Raw genomic sequence first — 15,370 nt, 5'->3', positions numbered from 1 at the left:
GCGCTCCTCGGCGCTCCTCGGCTCAGACCGTGCCGGAGCCGAAGTCGTCGCCGTGGTCCTGGCCGGAGAAGGCCCGTACGCGCCGCGACACGGAGTCGGGCAGCCGGTCGCCGACCTTCACCGAGACGACGTGCACCGCCTTCCCCGCGGCGACCCGGCCCTGCTGCGCCGCGGTCTCGGTCACATTCCGTACCGCCGGATTGTGCGAGACCTGCCGGGCGTACTTCGCGAGCTGTTCGTAGCGTTCGCGCCCGGCCCTGGTCCCCAGGACGTAGCCCAGAGCCGCGCCCGCGGCGAATGCGATCCGGTAGCGCATGATGGCGGCCACCCTTTCCCTCGTGTTCGGTCTGCGTCGGTCTGCCCGTACGTGATCTTGCCCGATCATCGCCCGGCGCACCCGGCCTGTCCCGATGAGGGTTCCCCGTGCGCCGGGCGGCAGCCCCTACCGATTGGCAAAGCACCCCCCTGCTTGCGCTAATGTATGAGTCGCAGCGAGCGCGCACCGCACACAGCGGGTCCGTGTCCGCTGCGGCAGGTCGATCCCCTGTAGCTCAATTGGCAGAGCAGCCGGCTGTTAACCGGCAGGTTACTGGTTCGAGTCCAGTCGGGGGAGCACGGTCTCCTGTAGCTCAATTGGCAGAGCAGCCGGCTGTTAACCGGCAGGTTACTGGTTCGAGTCCAGTCGGGAGAGCACAGCGAAGGACCCCGGTTCGCCGGGGTCCTTCTGCGTGTCACAGCAGGTCGGCCCCATCCGAGGCGAGAGATCGTATGACCGGCTATGCTGCGGCAGAAGGCGCACGAGGGGTCCACCCGACGCGCCGCTACGGGGCGGTAGCTCAGCCGGTTAGAGCAGCGGACTCATAATCCGTCGGTCCTGGGTTCGAGTCCCAGCCGCCCCACCTTGTGGTCACTCGCCCGCCGCTCACCCGAAGCGCCTGCCCGCGCCCGGCCGGTCCTTCACGGGCCACGCCCGAAGCGGCGTCCCGGTCGGAACGACGACTTTCCTCCCTCATGAAGCCGGTCGGGACGACGCCCGTTCTCCCTCACGAAGGACGGGCTACGCGGCTTCGGGGCGAGGGGACGGGATTGCTCCCCGCGGCACGCGACGGCGATCCCGGTGGCCCGTACTACGCGCGGGCCAGGACGACGGCCTTGGAGCGGGTCAGGACCACGGTGGCGAGGGCCGCGGCCCAGCAGACCAGGACCAGGACGGGCCGCAGTACGGGTGCGCCGTCGCCGCCCGGGACGACCCAGGTTGCGAGTTCGTCGAGCGTACGGGGCGGCCCTGCGGAACGCGTTTCCCGGACTCGGCGGCGAACTCCTGGAGGCGACGATCGAGTGCAGCCCGGAGACCCTGGAACGCGAGAAGCTCGCGGCGTTCCGCGCGATCGGCTTCCGCAGGCTCAGCAGCGCCGTGCGGTCCTTCGACGACAAGCGCCTGCGCACCCTGGGCCGCAGCCATGACGCCCGCCAGGCCCGCGTCATCGTCCGCGAGGCGGAGGACGCCGGGTTCGAGGACAGCGGCGTCGACCTGATCCGCGGCTTCCCGGGCAGCCGAGCGCCGAGACCCGTGAGGCCGTACGGATCGCGCTCGACCCGCCCCCTGACGCACGTCGCGCTCCGCCCCTACCGGCCCGCGCACGGCGCCGTGATGCGCCGCCAGTTGGGGCGTGGCAACCGCCGCCTCGACCGCGACGAGCAGAGCGCGGATACGCGGAAGGCGCGGAGCTGCTGACCGGGGGCGGGTGCGGCGAGTACGCGATGAGCCACTTCGGCACCAGGGGCCTGTACTGCCACGGCGCTCTCGCGTACTTCCCGCCGCGCTGCGACTGGGCCGGGTTCGGCTCGGGAGGACGTCCGTGCTCGGCGTGCCGTCGTCCCGTGTCGTCGTCGCGTCGAGGACGCGGGGGCTGAGCGTGGCGCGGGGGCGTGGGCCGGGTGGGAAGGGAGGCGCGGTGAGGGCGGGGTCCGGCGGCTGTCGCCACCAGGTGAGGTGAAGGGCGGCGCAATTCGCCTGCGGGGAGGGCGTGTTGGGTCGCGTGCAGCCGTCCGGGCGTAGGGTCCCGGCTGTTCCTGAGCCGTCGGGCGTCGCCTACTATCGCGGCGTAGTTCCGTGCCACGTGTCGGGAGGGGCGAGGTGACACACCGTGCGCGATGCCGTCCGCCCGGCCCGGGCCGCCATGACGGTTGATCCCCCGAGAGCCCGGGTGCCCGGGTTCACCCGCGGTGTCACCACCTGTTGCCTCGTGGTGCTCGTCCTGCCCGTCGTGCTGCTCGGCTGGTTCTGGTTCTCCCTCTGGCACGACGGCCACGTCAACGAGCGGCGCGAGCGGGCGGCCGAGGCGTCCGTGCTGCGGCTGGCCTCGCGTGCCGCGCGGGACACGCGGCGCGCGCTCGCGGGGAGCGGCCCGACAGGTCCCGAGGCGGTGACCGGTGTCCTCTGGCGGCACACGAAGGCCCCCGTGATCACCTACGACGCCCCGCACGGCACCTACACCGCCGCCAGGTCGTGGGCGGTCACGTACGACAGGAAGGGATTCCTGTCCGCGGGGCCCACCCAGGTGGAGTGGTGCTTCACCCTCGTCGCCCACCACGCCCCCGGTACGGGCTGGACGACGCGGCTGACGAAACGCACGCGCGCCGACTGCCTCGCGAGCCGTCTCGTGGACCGCGACGTGGTCAGGGCGCGAGACGTCCTCGCGAGTCTGCCGGACGAACTGCTCACGCGGGCCGGGGTGTCGCGGGAGCTGGCGGCGCGCGGCGGGCAGGGGCAGGACGTCTTCGCCGTGCGGAAGGTGGCACGGGAACGGGACCGCGTGAGCGTCACGGTCCGCGTACGGGCCGGGGCCGGGTCCGACGGTCCGGTCGCCCGGCAGTGCTACCGCTTCACGCGGCCCCTCGCCCGGGGCGAGGCGCCGGTGGCGGAGCCCCTGGCCCGGTGCTGAGGGGGAGCACGCGCCGCAGCGGCGGGCCCCGCGGCCTGCCACGGGCGGGCCGCGGCGAACGGCGGCGGCGAGGCGCGTGCGTGCGGCCTTCGGAGCGGCGGGGGCTCGCGGTCGACCGTCTCGCATCACCCGAAGAAGCCGCGCGAGGCCGGGTTCCTCGCCTCCGAGCGACGTGCGCTGCGGGTCCGGACCGTGTGTCAGCTGTGTTTTCCGCGGGAGCCGGGCGCGACCGTGCCGCGCGGGGCGGGAGCCACGCGGACGAGGCCCATCAGGAGGGGGACTTCGATAACTCGACAGGGGGGCGGCGACTCCCGGCAGGGCCCGGGCCGCAGGCGAGACCGAGGCCCTTGCCGAGGGCTCAGGCGCCGGGGAACCCGACCGCGAAGGAGGCCGGGAGCGGCAGCGCGCGCTGTCGAGCGGCCGCGACGTGCTCGCCCGTCCCGGCAAGCGCGGCCTGGACCGGAAGCCCGCGGAGATCGCCCCCGGATGGTGCCGGGGGCCGAAGGCGCGGAAACGGGGTCCGGCAGTGGCACGTTCCTGGAATGCTGCCTGTATGACGGTGCGACTGCTTCTCGTGGACGATCAGGAGATGGTGCGGCGGGGGATGCGGGCCATCTTCGACAGTCAGCCGGACATGGAGGTGGCCGGGGAGGCCGCCGACGGGATCGAGGCGGTGGCGGAGGCGGAACGGCTGCGCCCCGACGTGGTCCTGGCCGACATCCGGATGCCGCGCATGGACGGCCTGGAGGTGGTCCGCAGGCTCGCCGGGCCCCGGGCGGCGGAGCCACGGCCCAAGGTCGTCGTGGTCACGACCTTCGACCTCGACGAGTACGTGTACCCGGCGCTGCGCAACGGGGCCTCCGGCTTCCTGCTCAAGCGCTCGGGACCCGCGCTGCTCGTGGAGGCGGTGCGTGCCGCGATGGCCGGGGACAGCCTCATCAGCCCGGCCATCACGGTACGGCTGCTGCGGCACGTCACGGGGACACGGGCCCCTGGCGACCCGGCGCCCGCCGGTGAGGCGCTGACCGAGCGCGAGGGCGAGATCGCCGCGCTCGTCGCCGAGGGCGGCACCAACGCGGACATCGCCGCCGAACTCTTCATCTCGCCGGGCACGGTCAAGACGCATGTGGCCAGCATTCAGCGCAAGTTCGGGGTGCGGAACCGGGTGGGGATCGCCGTCCGCGCCTTCGAGCAGGGGTACACCTTCGGGCGTCGGCAGGGGTGAGGGGCGGTGAGGGGCGCCCGGCCCGCTCTCTGCCGATCGGCGGATCCCCGCGCCGTCCCACGTGCGTACCCTCGCCCCCATGCGGACTGCCCCGACGCGTGCCACGAATCGCCGGTACCCGGCCTTCGCCCTGGTCACCTGCCTGCTCGTCCTGCCCGCCCTCGCGGCGCCCGCCGAAGCCCTCTTCGCCGTGGTGCCCGCCGTCCTCGCGGCGCTCGCGGCCCTGGCGCGCTACCCGGTGGGGCCGCTCACGCTGGTCAGGGCGGCGGCGATCGTCGCGGGCGCCTCGCTCCTGGGCGATCTCGGCTTCCTGCTGACCAGGGAAGGGCTCGCCGAGGTCAAGTGGGCGCTGCCCTGGCTCCCGTTCGAACTGCTCGCGCTCCTCGTACTGCTGCCGCGAGTGGTGCGCGGGGTGCCGCCGCGGCAGGCCGCCGTCCTCGGGACACTGACCGGCTTCGCCGCCGTCGTCCTGCCGCTGCGGTTCTCGCTGCGGAACTCCCACGGCGTGCTCGAACAATCGGTCCTGGGCGTCATGTCCGCCGCCTTCCTGGTCCTGGTCGCCGGGGGTTTCGGGCTGCGGCAGCGCGTCCAGGACGACCGCAGGGCCGAGGCGATCGAGCGGGCACGCAGGGAGCAGCGCCTCCAAGTCGCCAGGGACCTGCACGACTTCGTCGCGCACGAGGTCACGGGCATCCTCCTGGAGACCCAGGCGGCCCGCCTCGTCGAGTACGACGAGACGCGGACCAAGGAGCTGCTCGCCCGCCTGGAGGCCGCCGGGCAGCGCGCCCTGTCATCGATGGACGACACACTGCGGGTCCTGCGTGAGCCGGAGACGCGCACGGAGCCGCCGTCCACGCGGGTACGCGGCCTCGCCGACCTCCCCGTGCTGCTCCGGCGTTTCGAGGGGGCAGGGCACCCGCGGACCGCGCTCGACCTGGAACGGGGGCTCGCGGGCACGCTGCCCCCCGAGGCGGAGGACGCCGCGTACCGCCTCGTCGTGGAGGCGCTGACCAACATCCGCCGACACGCCCCGGGGGCCGGGCTGGTGACGGTCACGGCCTCCCGGACCGAAGCCGGCCTCCGGATCGCCGTCTCCGACGACGCGGCCCCCCCGACCGCCCCGGCGACACCCCCGCGCACCGCGGGCGGCACCGGCCTGCCCGCACTGACCGAGCGCTTCGAAAGCCTGCGGGGGAGTCTCGTCGCAGGGCCCGGAGCGGCGGGCTGGACCGTCGTCGGCGTGCTGCCGCTGGAGGAGACGGCTCGCTGAGCGGCGCGGCGGGGCGGGTGGCGCGGCGAGGGCGGGTGGCGCGGCGAGGATGCGTGGCGCCGCGGAGGGGGAGCGGCGTGACGCGGGGCGCGAGCGGGGGCCGCGTGGTGCGGGGCTGGGCGGTGGCGCGGGGCCGAGTGGTGCGGCGTGGCGGGGTGCGGGGCCGCGCGGTGCGGTGCGGGACTGGGGGGTGGCGTAGGGCTGAGCGCTGTGGCGTGGGTGGCGTGGGGCCGTGCGGGCTGCGGGGTGTCGGGGAGGTCACGGGCCGGGGCGTGGATATCTGCCGAACGGCAGATGGCAGGCGGGCCGGGGGCGCGGAGTGTGGGGGCATCGCCACCTCACCGAAGACGGAGCAGCCCATGCGTACCCCCAGCCGAGCCCGCGTCACGCGCGGCAGGACCGCCACCGCCCTGGTCGCCCTCGCCACGGGCCTCCTGCTCACCGTGAGCGCGTGCGCCGACGCGAAGAAGGCCGAACCGAAGCGGAAGACCTTCGAGTTCAGCGGCGAGAAGCTCGACGTGCGGGCCCACGGCAACCCGACCGACCTCGTCGAGAGCGACACCGAGAACGTCCGCGTCACCCTCTGGTTCGACGAGGGCATGTCGATCGGCAGCAGCAGCACCACATGGGAGCTGAAGGGCGACACGCTCGAACTGGACGCCTCGTGCAGCGGGTTCGCCGACTGCGACACCAAGTTCCGCGTCGAGGTCCCGCGCCACACGACCGTGCTGCGCGACGGCAGACCCACGAACCTCAAGGGCTGAGCCCGGGCCGCCCCCCGGACCCGTACCCCACCCGTACCCCACCCGTACTGAGAACAAGGCGGAGACATGCTGGAACTGATCGACATCACCAAGGTGTACAAGGGAGGCAAACGCGCGGTCGACGGGCTCACGCTCACCCTGGGCAAGGGAATGGTGGGACTCCTCGGGCCCAACGGGGCGGGGAAGTCCTCGCTCATGCGGATCATCGCCACCGTCACCAGGCCCACCAGCGGCAGCATCCGCTACGAGGGCACCGACCTCACCGCCGACCCCGACGCGCTCCGTCGCCGGCTCGGCTATCTGCCCCAGGACTTCGGCGTCTACCCGCACCTGACCTCGCGCGAGTTCCTGGCCTACCTCGCCGCCGCGAAGGGCCTCTCCGCCCGCCCGGCCCGCGCCCGTATCGAGGAACTGCTCGAACTGGTCAACCTGACCGAGGCCGTGAAGCGCCCGCTCGGCGCGTACTCGGGCGGCATGCTGCGCCGTGTCGGCATCGCGCAGGCGCTCCTCGGCGACCCGCGCGTGATCGTCGTCGACGAGCCCACGGCCGGGCTCGACCCCGAGGAACGCGTCCGCTTCCGCAACCTGCTCAGCGACCTGTCCGCCGAGCGGGCCGTACTCCTGTCGACGCACATCGTCTCCGACGTCGAGTCCGTCGCTTCCGACATCGCCGTCATGGCCGGAGGGCGCCTGCTGCGCCGCGGCGCGCCCGGGCAGCTGGCCGGGGAACTGGCGGGCAGGGCCTGGGAGATGGTGGTCGATCCCGCCGCCCTTCCCGCCGTACGCGACCACTACGTCGTCAGCCGGATGATCCGCACGGCCGACGGGGTCCGCCTCCGGGTCCTCGCGGAGCGTCCCCCCGTCGCGAGCGCCGTCCCTGTCGCCCCCGACCTGGAGGACGCCTACCTCGGCATCACGCGCGGCCTCCCCGAGGCGGTGCGGCGATGAGCCCGAGCGCCCTGACCGGCCTCACCGCGGGGGATTTCAGGGAGCGCGTGCGCCGCCCCGTCTATCTCGTCGTCCTGCTCGCCGCCGTCGGCCTCGGCGCGCTCGCCGTGCCCCCGGTGGACGGCCACTGGGTGATCCTCGCGATCGGCGACTACCGGGGTACGTACAACAGCGCCTACGTCGGGGTCGCGACCGCGCTCGCCGGCTCGCTGTGGCTCACGCTCGGCGGCTTCTACGTCGTCCGCAAGGGCATCGCGCGGGACGAGGAGACCCGGGTGGGGCAGATCCTCGCCGCGACCCCCGTCCGTACCCCGGTCTTCCTCGCCTCCAAGTTCCTCAGCGGCTTCCTCGTGCTCGCCTCGATGCTCGCTGTGCTCGCGCTGACCGCGCTCGCGATGCAACTCGTGCGCGGCGAGGACAGGTCCGTCGACCCTGTCGCGCTGCTCAAGCCGTTCCTCGTGGTCGCGCTGCCGCTGCTCGCGCTGACCGCGGCAGCGGCCGTCTTCTTCGAGACCGTGCCGCTGCTGCGGGGCGGGCTCGGCAACGTGCTCTGGTTCCTCGTGGCCCTGGTGGTGGGCCTGGGCGGGCAGTCGGCGGACGCGCCGCTCGGCGGGCTCGGCATCGGCGAGGCCAACGCGTCGATGGAGGCCGCGCTGACAGCGGCGGTCGGGCCGGGCGGCAACCGCGAGTACAGCCTCGGGTTCACGCAGGTCGACGAGCCCCTGAAGCCCTTCCCCTGGGACGGTTTCGACGTCGAAGGCGCTCTCCTTCTGAGCCGCCTCCTCGTCGTCGTGATCGCCGTGCTCCTCGCCCTGCTCCCCGCCCTCTGGTTCGGGCGCTTCGACCCCTCGCGGGGCGGCGCCGCGACGGCGGGCGAGGGCGAGGGCATACGGAACGGGGCGCCCCTCGCGGCAGTACGGGAGCCCGGGGCGGTTCGTGCGGGGGTACGGGAGCCCGGGGCGGTCCACGGGGCGCCGCCCACCGCCGCGCTGACGCTCCCGAAGACTGCCGTCGGGACGAGGAGGGGCGGCGCTCTGCCCGGCCGTCTCCTCGCCGGTGAAGTGCGCATCCTCGTCGGCGGGTTGTCCCCGTGGTGGTGGCTCGTGGCCGCCGTGCTCACCGTGGCGGGCCTCGTCGTCCCGATCGGCCTCGTGACCGGCCTCGTCCTCCCCGCGGTCTGGATCTGGCCCGTCCTCGTCTGGTCGCGCCTGGGCACCCAGCAGGTCGAGAACGACGTGGAAGGGCTGCTCGGGGCCTACCCCGCGGTCCGCCGCAGGCTCCTCGCCGAGTGGGCCTCGGGCGTCGTGCTCACGGCGGTGGTCGGCGTGGCGCCCCTGGCCCGTATGATCGCCGCCGCCGACGGCCCGGGGATCGCCGCCTGGCTGGCAGGGGCGTTCTTCGTCCCCTCGCTCGCCACGTTCCTGGGGGTCGTGTGCCGCACCCACCGCGTCTTCCAGGCGCTCTACCTGCCCCTGTGGTACCTCGTGATGAACGGCGTCGCGGGGCTCGACTTCATGGGCAGGGTGCGCACGGACGGGGTCCCCGCAGGCCCGACGGGGGCTTTCTACGGCGCCGCGGCGCTCCTGCTGGGGCTGACCTTCCTGGCGGCGGGGACGAGGCGCAGGCTCACGGCGTGAGACGACGGCGACTCGCGCCGCACGGCCCGCACGCCCGTACCCCCGTACGCGCGCACCCCCGCACCCCCGCACCCCCGCACCCCCGCACGCCCGCACGCCCGTACGCGCGCACCGGTCTGCCGCCGCTCAGGAGCGCTCCGGGACGCACGCGCAGGCGTGGTGGCCGCCGGGAAGTCGCTTCCTCGCGCACAGGGCGAGGCGCGCGTCGGCGGGCAGCCGCGGCGGGTCCTCCTCCGGCGGTGGCGTGGGGCCGGGCACGGCCTTCTCTCGTGCGCACGTGCGAGAGGTCGCCCGGATCGCTGAACCCGGGGGGCCGCCCGGAGTGCCCGTCCCCGACCGGGGCAGGCTTAGCAGTCCGGCGGGCGTCTCCGAGGGCCGCCCGCCGGGCCCCACCGGAGAGCGGGCCCGCGACAGGGAGAGTACGCATGGCCGTCAAAGGGATCGATGTCAGCAGCCATCAGGAGTCGTTCGACGCGGACGGCATGGCCTTCGTCTTCGTGAAGGCCACCGAAGGGCGCACCTACACCAGCCCGCGTCAGCGGGCGCAGGCGAAGCGGGCGAGGGACGCCGGCTGCGTCGTCGGCTTCTACCACTTCCTGTGGCCGGGCAACATCCAGGCGCAGGCCGAGTACTTCGTCGAGCAGTGCGCGAGCGTCCCGTACGACCTGCTCGCCTGCGACTGGGAGTACACGGGCGACGGAACGGCCGCGAGCAACAAGGAGAAGGACCAGTTCCTCAAGGCGGTGCAGAAGCTGCGCGGCTCCAACCACCGCGTACTCCTCTACTGCAACCGCGACTTCTGGCTCAACAGGGACACGACGTCCTTCGCGGCGGACGGCCTCTGGATCGCCGACTACAACGGAAAACCGGGCAAGCCGGGGATCAAGGCGCCCTGGCGCATCCACCAGTACACCTCCCAGCCCATCGACACGAACATCGGCAACTGGGAGGACAAGGCGGCCCTGAAGAAGTGGGCGAAGGACTGAGCCGGGGGACGGAAGGGCCCTCGTCCCGCTGACCGGACCGGCCGCTCGTCCAGGGCCGGTCGCCGACCGCGGGACGCCGACCGCGGGACGCCGACCGCGGGACGCCGACCGCGGGTCGCCGACCGCGGGCCCGCGCGCCGGGACACCGGCAGGGGAGGGTTCGCCCGGCCCGGCGGTCCTGGAAGACGGCCGGGCGGTCCTGGAAGACGGCCGGGCGGTACCGGAACGGCCTCGCCGGTCCGCCGGCGGTCTCGGCGGAGCCCGAACCGCCTCAGCGGGCCGGGAGCGGGCTCAGGGTCATGGGGCCCACGCGGCCCTCCAGCATCGCGCCGAGGCCCTCGACCGCGCACATGCCGGGGTTCTCCGCGATGCGGATGGGCATCCCCGTGGCCTCCTTGAGCATGCGGTCGAGGCCGGGCAGGAGCGCGCTGCCGCCGACCGTCGTGAGTCCGCCCTCGGCGAGGTCGGCGACGAGGTCGGGCGGGCAGGAGCGCAGGACGCGCCCGATGCCGTCGAGGATCGTCGTGAACGGGGCGCTGATCGCCTCGCGCAGCGCCGCCGTGTCCACCGTGACCGAGCGGGCCAGGCCGGTCCCCGCGTCGCGGCCGTGGATCTCGGTGGTCCCCGTGCGCGGATCGGCCGCGTCGATCGCGAGTTGCAGCGGCCGCACCGACTGCGCGGGCAGCAGCAGGTCGTGACGGTGGCGCAGGTGCGAGACGATCGCGTGGTCGATCGCGTCGCCCCCGACGGGGAGCCGCTGCGCCGTGACGATCGCGCCGAGCGAGAGCACCGCGATCTGCGTCGTCGCCGCGCCGCACGCCATGATCATCGTCGCTTCGGGCCGCTCCACGGGCAGCCCGCAGCCCACCGCGGCCGCGATGAGCGTGTCGACCAGCTCGACGCGCCGCGCGCCGAGCCCGACGAGGGTCTCGACGGTCGCGCGGCGCGCGAGCGGGTCGGACTCGTGCGGGGTGCACGCGGCGGCGCGCAGCCGTGGCTTGCGGCGCAGCGCCCTGCGCAGCTTGTCGCCGAGCAGGTGCCGCAGCATCCGCTGCGCCATGTCCACATCGACCACCGTGCCGCCCGACACCGGCCGCACGACGCGGATGTACTCGGGGGTGCGGCCCGTCATCTGCTGGGCGAAGGTGCCGACCGCGATGAGCCCCCCGGTCCGCGTGTTGACGGCCGCGACGCTCGGCTCGTCGACCACGACGCCCTGGCCCTTCACGAACACCCTCGTCCGGGCGGCGCCCAGATCGACGGCGATGTGGCAGCGGCGCAATTGCTCCAGGCTGACGGTCACGGCCTTGCCTCCCGAGGTACGGACCGGAAGGAGCCACCGGTCGGCGCCCCTGCCCATGAGCGTGGTCGCCCGCCGCGCGGGGTGCCTGCCGGACTGCGCCAACCGGGTCGCGGCGAAACGGGTGACGCACCTCGGCTTGCGCCGGACGAGGGGTGCGGTAAGGGATGACTGACGGAAAAGAGTCTTACGTGAGGGTGCCGGGGCCGGTGTCAAGAACGCCTCGGCGGTACGGGCCCCGCGTGGCGTGATCTCTGCGCTTCCCCGCCCATCCGCCCCCTGCCCCACGCGTCCCTCCTGCCGCTGCCGCGCCAGGTATGGCCGAAAGTCGTATGCCGTGAACGGCTCGCCCCCTGGCGGCAATGTGCCACGGCCGTTTTCCGCCAGTGCTGTGCAACTCTCCCGCAACAGAGCGCACTTCACACTCTTCCTCAGCGCGTCCCACCCCCTGGTCGCGCTGATGACGAGAGGGCTTTCATGACCAGATCTGCTCCCCTGTGGCGCAGAGCCGGGCTGTTGCCGGCCGGGCTCGCGCTCGCCCTGCTCCCCGGCACCGCGCTCGCCCATGCCTCCGGCCAGGCGACGGCGGACCCCACCCCCCGTACCGCCGCCCAGACCCGTACCGCCCAGGCCACGGCGACCGTCACGCTCGTGACCGGCGACCGGGTGACCCTCACCCCGCTCCCCGGCGGCAAGCAGACCGTGACCGTCGACCGGGCCCCCGGGCTGACCGGCGGCGTCCGCACCGAGGACGTCAACGGGCACGTCAGGGTCGTCCCCGCCGAGGCGGAACCGTACCTCGCGAAGGGGACGCTCGACCCCCGGCTCTTCGACGTCACCGAGCTGGTCGCCCAAGGGCTCGCCGGCAAGGGCGGCAAGGCGGCGCCGCCGCTGCCGCTCATCGTCACGGGGACGGCGGCGAAGGCGAAGTCCCGTACCGCGCCCACGTCTGTGGCGGGCGCCACGCGCGTGCGCGCGCTGCCGAGCATCGGCGCGACCGCCGTGACGGCGAAGAAGCCGGCGGCCTTCTGGGCGAGCCTGACCGAGGACGCGCGGCGGAGCGGGAACGGACGCGCCTTCGCGGCGGGCAGCGGCATCGGCAAGGTGTGGCTCGACGCGAAGGTCACGGCCGACATGGCCGAGTCCAACGCGCAGATCGGCACCCCGCAGGCCTGGGAGGCCGGGCTCACGGGCAAGGGCGTCAAGGTCGCCGTGCTCGACACGGGCATCGACGCGGAGCACCCCGACCTCAAGGGCCGCGTCGTCGCGAGCAAGAGCTTCATCGAGGGCCAGGAGGTCGCCGACCGCAACGGCCACGGCACGCACACCGCGTCGACCGTCGGCGGCAGCGGCGCGGCCTCCGACGGTCAGGAGAAGGGCGTGGCCCCGGACGCCGACCTCGCGATCGGCAAGGTGCTCAGCGACGAGGGCTCGGGCAGCGAGTCGCAGATCATCGCGGGCATGGAGTGGGCGGCGAAGGACCTCGACGCCAAGGTCGTCTCGATGAGCCTCGGCTCCACCGAGCCCAGCGACGGCACCGACCCGATGGCCCAGGCCGTCAACACGCTCACCGAGGAGACCGGCGCCCTCTTCGTCATCGCCGCGGGCAACGCGGGCGGCGCGGGCACGATCGGTTCGCCGGGCGCGGCCGACGACGCCCTCACCGTCGGCGCCGTCGACTCCGACGACCAGGCCGCGTACTTCACGAGCAAGGGCCCGCGCTACCTCGACAACGGGCTCAAGCCCGACGTCTCGGCGCCCGGCGTCGACATCCTCGCCGCCCGCTCCTCGCTCGTCGCGGGCGAGGGCGCGTACACGACGATGAGCGGTACGTCGATGGCGACGCCGCACGTCGCTGGCGTCGCCGCGCTGCTCGCGCAGCAGCACCCCGACTGGGACGCCGCCCAGCTCAAGAACGCGCTCATGTCCACGTCGAAGACCCTCGACGCCTCCGCGTACGACCTCGGCGCCGGCCGTGTCAGCGTCCCCGGGGCGACCACGAGCCCGCTCACCGCGACAGGGAGCGCCGACCTCGGCTTCTACGCCTGGCCGTACGAGGGCAACGAGCCCGTCACGAAGACCCTCACGTACACGAACGACTCCGCGACGCCGCTCACCGTGCGCCTCTCCACGAGCGACGTCCCCGCGGGGACCGTCACGCTCGCCGACACCGAACTGACCGTCCCCGCGCACGGCACCGCGCGGACGACCGTCACGGGTGACGGCACGGACGCCCCCGTCGGGCAGCTCTCCGGGCAGGTCCTCGCGCAGGACGCGGACGGCAAGGTCCTCGCGCACACCGCCTTCGGCCTCGTCAAGGAGGAGGAGCGCTACACCCTCACGGTCCACGTCAAGGACCGCGAAGGCGCGGCGACGCCCGCGAACCTCGCCCTCCAGTCGCTCAGCCAGGGCGGCAGCACGGTGCCCGCCGCCGTCGGCGAGTCCGGCACCGTCAAGCTCCGCCTCAAGCCCGGCAGTTACGCGCTGAGCACCTTCCTCGACGTGCGCGGCTCGCACGGCGAGGACTCGCTCGGTCTCGGCTACCTCACCGCCCCCGAGATCACCCTCGACCACGACCGCGAGGTCACGCTCGACGGGCGCACGCTGCGCGAGATCAGCACCAAGCTCCCGCGCGCGACCGAGACCAGGCAGCTCATCATGGAGGCGACGCGCTCGGCGAACGGCTCCGCCTACACCACGCAGGCGCAGGTGCCGCTCACGTACGACAGCGTCTTCGCGGCGCCCAGCACGAAGCCGAAGACCGGCACCTTCGAGTACCGCACGGTGTGGCGCCTCGGCAAGCCGCCGCTCACCGGCAAGGCGAACGGCAAGGCCGTCTCGGAGCTGACGCTCCAGTCGGGGTCCGGCGTGCTCGACGGCACGCTGAACGCGAAGCTCTTCGACGCGGGCGACGGCTCGGCCGCCGCGTACGAGGGCAAGGACGTCAAGGGCAAGGTGGTCCTCGTCCACGCGGACCAGAGCATCGCTCCCACCGACCTCGCGCAGTACGCCGAGGACGCGGGCGCGGCCGCGCTGCTCGTGACCGACGACGACCCCGGGCGCCTCATGGCGTACTTCGGCACCGCGGCGTACACCGACCGTTCCTTCCCCGTCGCGACGGCGAACGCCGCCGACGGGCAGGTGCTCGCGCGGGCGGCGAAGGGCGGCAAGAAGGTGAAGCTCACGGGGACCGCCCGGACCCCGTACGTCTACGACCTCTCGGTCGGTCACCCCGGCGCGATCCCCGCCGCCGACCTCACGATCGCCCCGCGCCCGAAGGACCTCGGGACCGTGGACACGACGTACTACGGTGCGAAGGCCCTGACGGGCAGCGAGTTCCGCTACTCGATCGCCGACGCCTTCCCGATCGGCTCGGGCTTCCCCGAGCGGGCCGCGTTCCCCGGCACGCGCACCGACTACGTCTCGACGGGCAAGGACCTGCGCTGGCACGAGTCCGTGCAGGCCGGAGCCGGGCTGAGCCTGGAGGAGCGCGGCGGGCGCGTCGCCTACCCGGCGGGCAAGACCACGCGGCTGGACTGGTTCAAGCCGGTCCTGCACCCCTACCTCGGCACCGGTCTCGGCTGGGGCCAGACCCGCAGGGGCAACGACCTCGCCTTCAACACGCCGGGCTGGGGCGACGCGGGTCCCGACCACACCGGCTTCGGCGACGTGTGGAACGACGACTCGCTGACGCAGACCACGCAGGTCCAGGTCGACGGCGAGACCGTCACGAAGGCCACGAGTTCCGGCATCAACATCTGGGACGTGGACCCCGCCGAGCACACCTACAAGATCATCACCGACACGACGACCGACCCCGGCGTGTGGGGCACCGGCGTCAAGGGGCACTCCGCCTGGGAGGTCCGCTCCGCCGAGACCCCGGCCGACCGGGACACGACGCTGCCGATCATCAACCTGAACTACGACGTCGACACCGCGCTCGACGGCTCGGTACGGGCGGGCAAGCGGCTGCCGATCACCCTCGGGGGCGAGTACGTGGCGGGCGCGAGCGGCACGGGGAGGCTCACGACCGGCGCGCTCTCCGTCTCGTACGACGCGGGCAGGACCTGGGAGCAGGTCGACCTCGCGAAGAAGGGCGACACCTGGAAGGGCAGGCTGAGCGTGCCGCGCGACGCGAAGACCGTCTCGCTGCGGGCCTCGGTCCGCGACGACAAGGGCGGCGCGGCGACGCAGGTCCTCACGGACGCGCTCGACGTGAAGTGAGGCCCTGACCCGCACAACGCGGCGGCGCCGCCTCCCCGTGGGACCGGGGGAGACGGCGCCGCGCTGTGCCT

General features: G+C 73.7%; 11 protein-coding genes and 3 tRNA genes. 12 read left to right on the top strand and 2 right to left on the bottom strand.

All coding sequences use genetic code 11. The annotated features are described in order from the left end of the window. Positions 1–22: 22 nt before the first annotated feature. Entirely contained in the window at positions 23–316 is a 294-nt protein-coding gene (locus tag ACQYWQ_RS07910) for a hypothetical protein (protein ID WP_431039105.1), read from the bottom strand. Between the two features lie 224 nt (positions 317–540). On the opposite strand from ACQYWQ_RS07910, the gene ACQYWQ_RS07905 reads away from it, so the two are divergent. The 11 genes from ACQYWQ_RS07905 (at position 541) to ACQYWQ_RS07855 (ending at position 9,775) form a co-directional block, all read left to right on the top strand. After that, positions 541–613, top strand: a tRNA-Asn gene (locus ACQYWQ_RS07905). A 5-nt stretch (positions 614–618) separates the two neighbouring features. Continuing rightward, positions 619–691 (top strand) — tRNA-Asn (locus ACQYWQ_RS07900). A gap of 134 nt (positions 692–825) precedes the next feature. After that, positions 826–899: transfer RNA gene (locus tag ACQYWQ_RS07895), tRNA-Ile, on the top strand. Positions 900–1,255: 356 nt separating this feature from the next. Further along, on the top strand, positions 1,256–1,735 hold the full coding sequence (locus tag ACQYWQ_RS07890; protein ID WP_431033205.1) for a hypothetical protein: 480 nt from the start codon (positions 1,256–1,258) through the stop codon (positions 1,733–1,735). Positions 1,736–2,207: 472 nt separating this feature from the next. Then, positions 2,208–2,945 (top strand): hypothetical protein, encoded by a 738-nt coding sequence (locus ACQYWQ_RS07885; RefSeq protein ID WP_431033202.1) that lies wholly within the window; start codon positions 2,208–2,210, stop codon positions 2,943–2,945. 553 nt (positions 2,946–3,498) lie between these two features. Further along, positions 3,499–4,170, top strand: a complete 672-nt coding sequence (locus tag ACQYWQ_RS07880; RefSeq protein ID WP_431033200.1) for a response regulator — start codon at positions 3,499–3,501, stop codon at positions 4,168–4,170. A 79-nt stretch (positions 4,171–4,249) separates the two neighbouring features. Beyond that, the gene (locus tag ACQYWQ_RS07875) at positions 4,250–5,440 is read left to right on the top strand and encodes a sensor histidine kinase (protein WP_431033198.1); all 1,191 of its coding nucleotides are present in this window, start codon (positions 4,250–4,252) and stop codon (positions 5,438–5,440) included. A 359-nt stretch (positions 5,441–5,799) separates the two neighbouring features. Then, a complete protein-coding gene (locus tag ACQYWQ_RS07870; RefSeq protein WP_431033196.1) occupies positions 5,800–6,204 on the top strand; it encodes a hypothetical protein in 405 nt (134 codons plus the stop codon). A gap of 66 nt (positions 6,205–6,270) precedes the next feature. Next, positions 6,271–7,152, top strand: coding sequence for an ABC transporter ATP-binding protein (locus ACQYWQ_RS07865; protein WP_431033195.1), 882 nt, complete (start codon positions 6,271–6,273; stop codon positions 7,150–7,152). After that, the gene (locus ACQYWQ_RS07860; RefSeq protein ID WP_431033194.1) at positions 7,149–8,789 is read left to right on the top strand and encodes a hypothetical protein; all 1,641 of its coding nucleotides are present in this window, start codon (positions 7,149–7,151) and stop codon (positions 8,787–8,789) included. The genes ACQYWQ_RS07865 and ACQYWQ_RS07860 overlap by 4 nt, the downstream gene beginning before the upstream one ends. Before the next feature lie 425 nt (positions 8,790–9,214). Then, complete coding sequence (locus ACQYWQ_RS07855) at positions 9,215–9,775, top strand: glycoside hydrolase family 25 protein (RefSeq protein WP_431033193.1); 561 nt, start codon at positions 9,215–9,217, stop codon at positions 9,773–9,775. A gap of 271 nt (positions 9,776–10,046) precedes the next feature. Here ACQYWQ_RS07855 and ACQYWQ_RS07850 read toward each other — a convergent pair whose 3' ends face one another. After that, the gene (locus tag ACQYWQ_RS07850) at positions 10,047–11,078 is read right to left on the bottom strand and encodes a rod shape-determining protein (protein ID WP_431033192.1); all 1,032 of its coding nucleotides are present in this window, start codon (positions 11,076–11,078) and stop codon (positions 10,047–10,049) included. Between the two features lie 474 nt (positions 11,079–11,552). Here ACQYWQ_RS07850 and ACQYWQ_RS07845 point away from each other — a divergent pair, with 474 nt between their 5' ends. Beyond that, positions 11,553–15,299 carry a S8 family serine peptidase gene (locus ACQYWQ_RS07845; protein ID WP_431033190.1) on the top strand — a complete coding sequence of 1,249 codons (3,747 nt, stop codon included), beginning with the start codon at positions 11,553–11,555 and terminating at the stop codon, positions 15,297–15,299. The last annotated feature ends 71 nt before the right edge of the window (positions 15,300–15,370 follow it).

The sequence above is a fragment of the Streptomyces sp. P6-2-1 genome, from assembly GCF_050613165.1.
Classification (GTDB): domain Bacteria; phylum Actinomycetota; class Actinomycetes; order Streptomycetales; family Streptomycetaceae; genus Streptomyces.
Note: the sequence above shows the minus strand (reverse complement) of the source record. Positions and strands in the feature narration are given on the sequence as shown.

Bases quoted from the DNA above. Each gene is read 5' to 3' on its own strand.
- ACQYWQ_RS07845 (WP_431033190.1), top strand. From the start codon at position 11,553: ATGACCAGATCTGCTCCCCTGTGGCGCAGAGCCGGGCTGTTGCCGGCC.
- ACQYWQ_RS07870 (WP_431033196.1), top strand. From the start codon at position 5,800: ATGCGTACCCCCAGCCGAGCCCGCGTCACGCGCGGCAGGACCGCCACC.
- ACQYWQ_RS07875 (WP_431033198.1), top strand. From the start codon at position 4,250: ATGCGGACTGCCCCGACGCGTGCCACGAATCGCCGGTACCCGGCCTTC.
- ACQYWQ_RS07865 (WP_431033195.1), top strand. From the start codon at position 6,271: ATGCTGGAACTGATCGACATCACCAAGGTGTACAAGGGAGGCAAACGC.
- ACQYWQ_RS07855 (WP_431033193.1), top strand. From the start codon at position 9,215: ATGGCCGTCAAAGGGATCGATGTCAGCAGCCATCAGGAGTCGTTCGAC.
- ACQYWQ_RS07910 (WP_431039105.1), bottom strand. From the start codon at position 316: ATGCGCTACCGGATCGCATTCGCCGCGGGCGCGGCTCTGGGCTACGTC.
- ACQYWQ_RS07860 (WP_431033194.1), top strand. From the start codon at position 7,149: ATGAGCCCGAGCGCCCTGACCGGCCTCACCGCGGGGGATTTCAGGGAG.
- ACQYWQ_RS07880 (WP_431033200.1), top strand. From the start codon at position 3,499: ATGACGGTGCGACTGCTTCTCGTGGACGATCAGGAGATGGTGCGGCGG.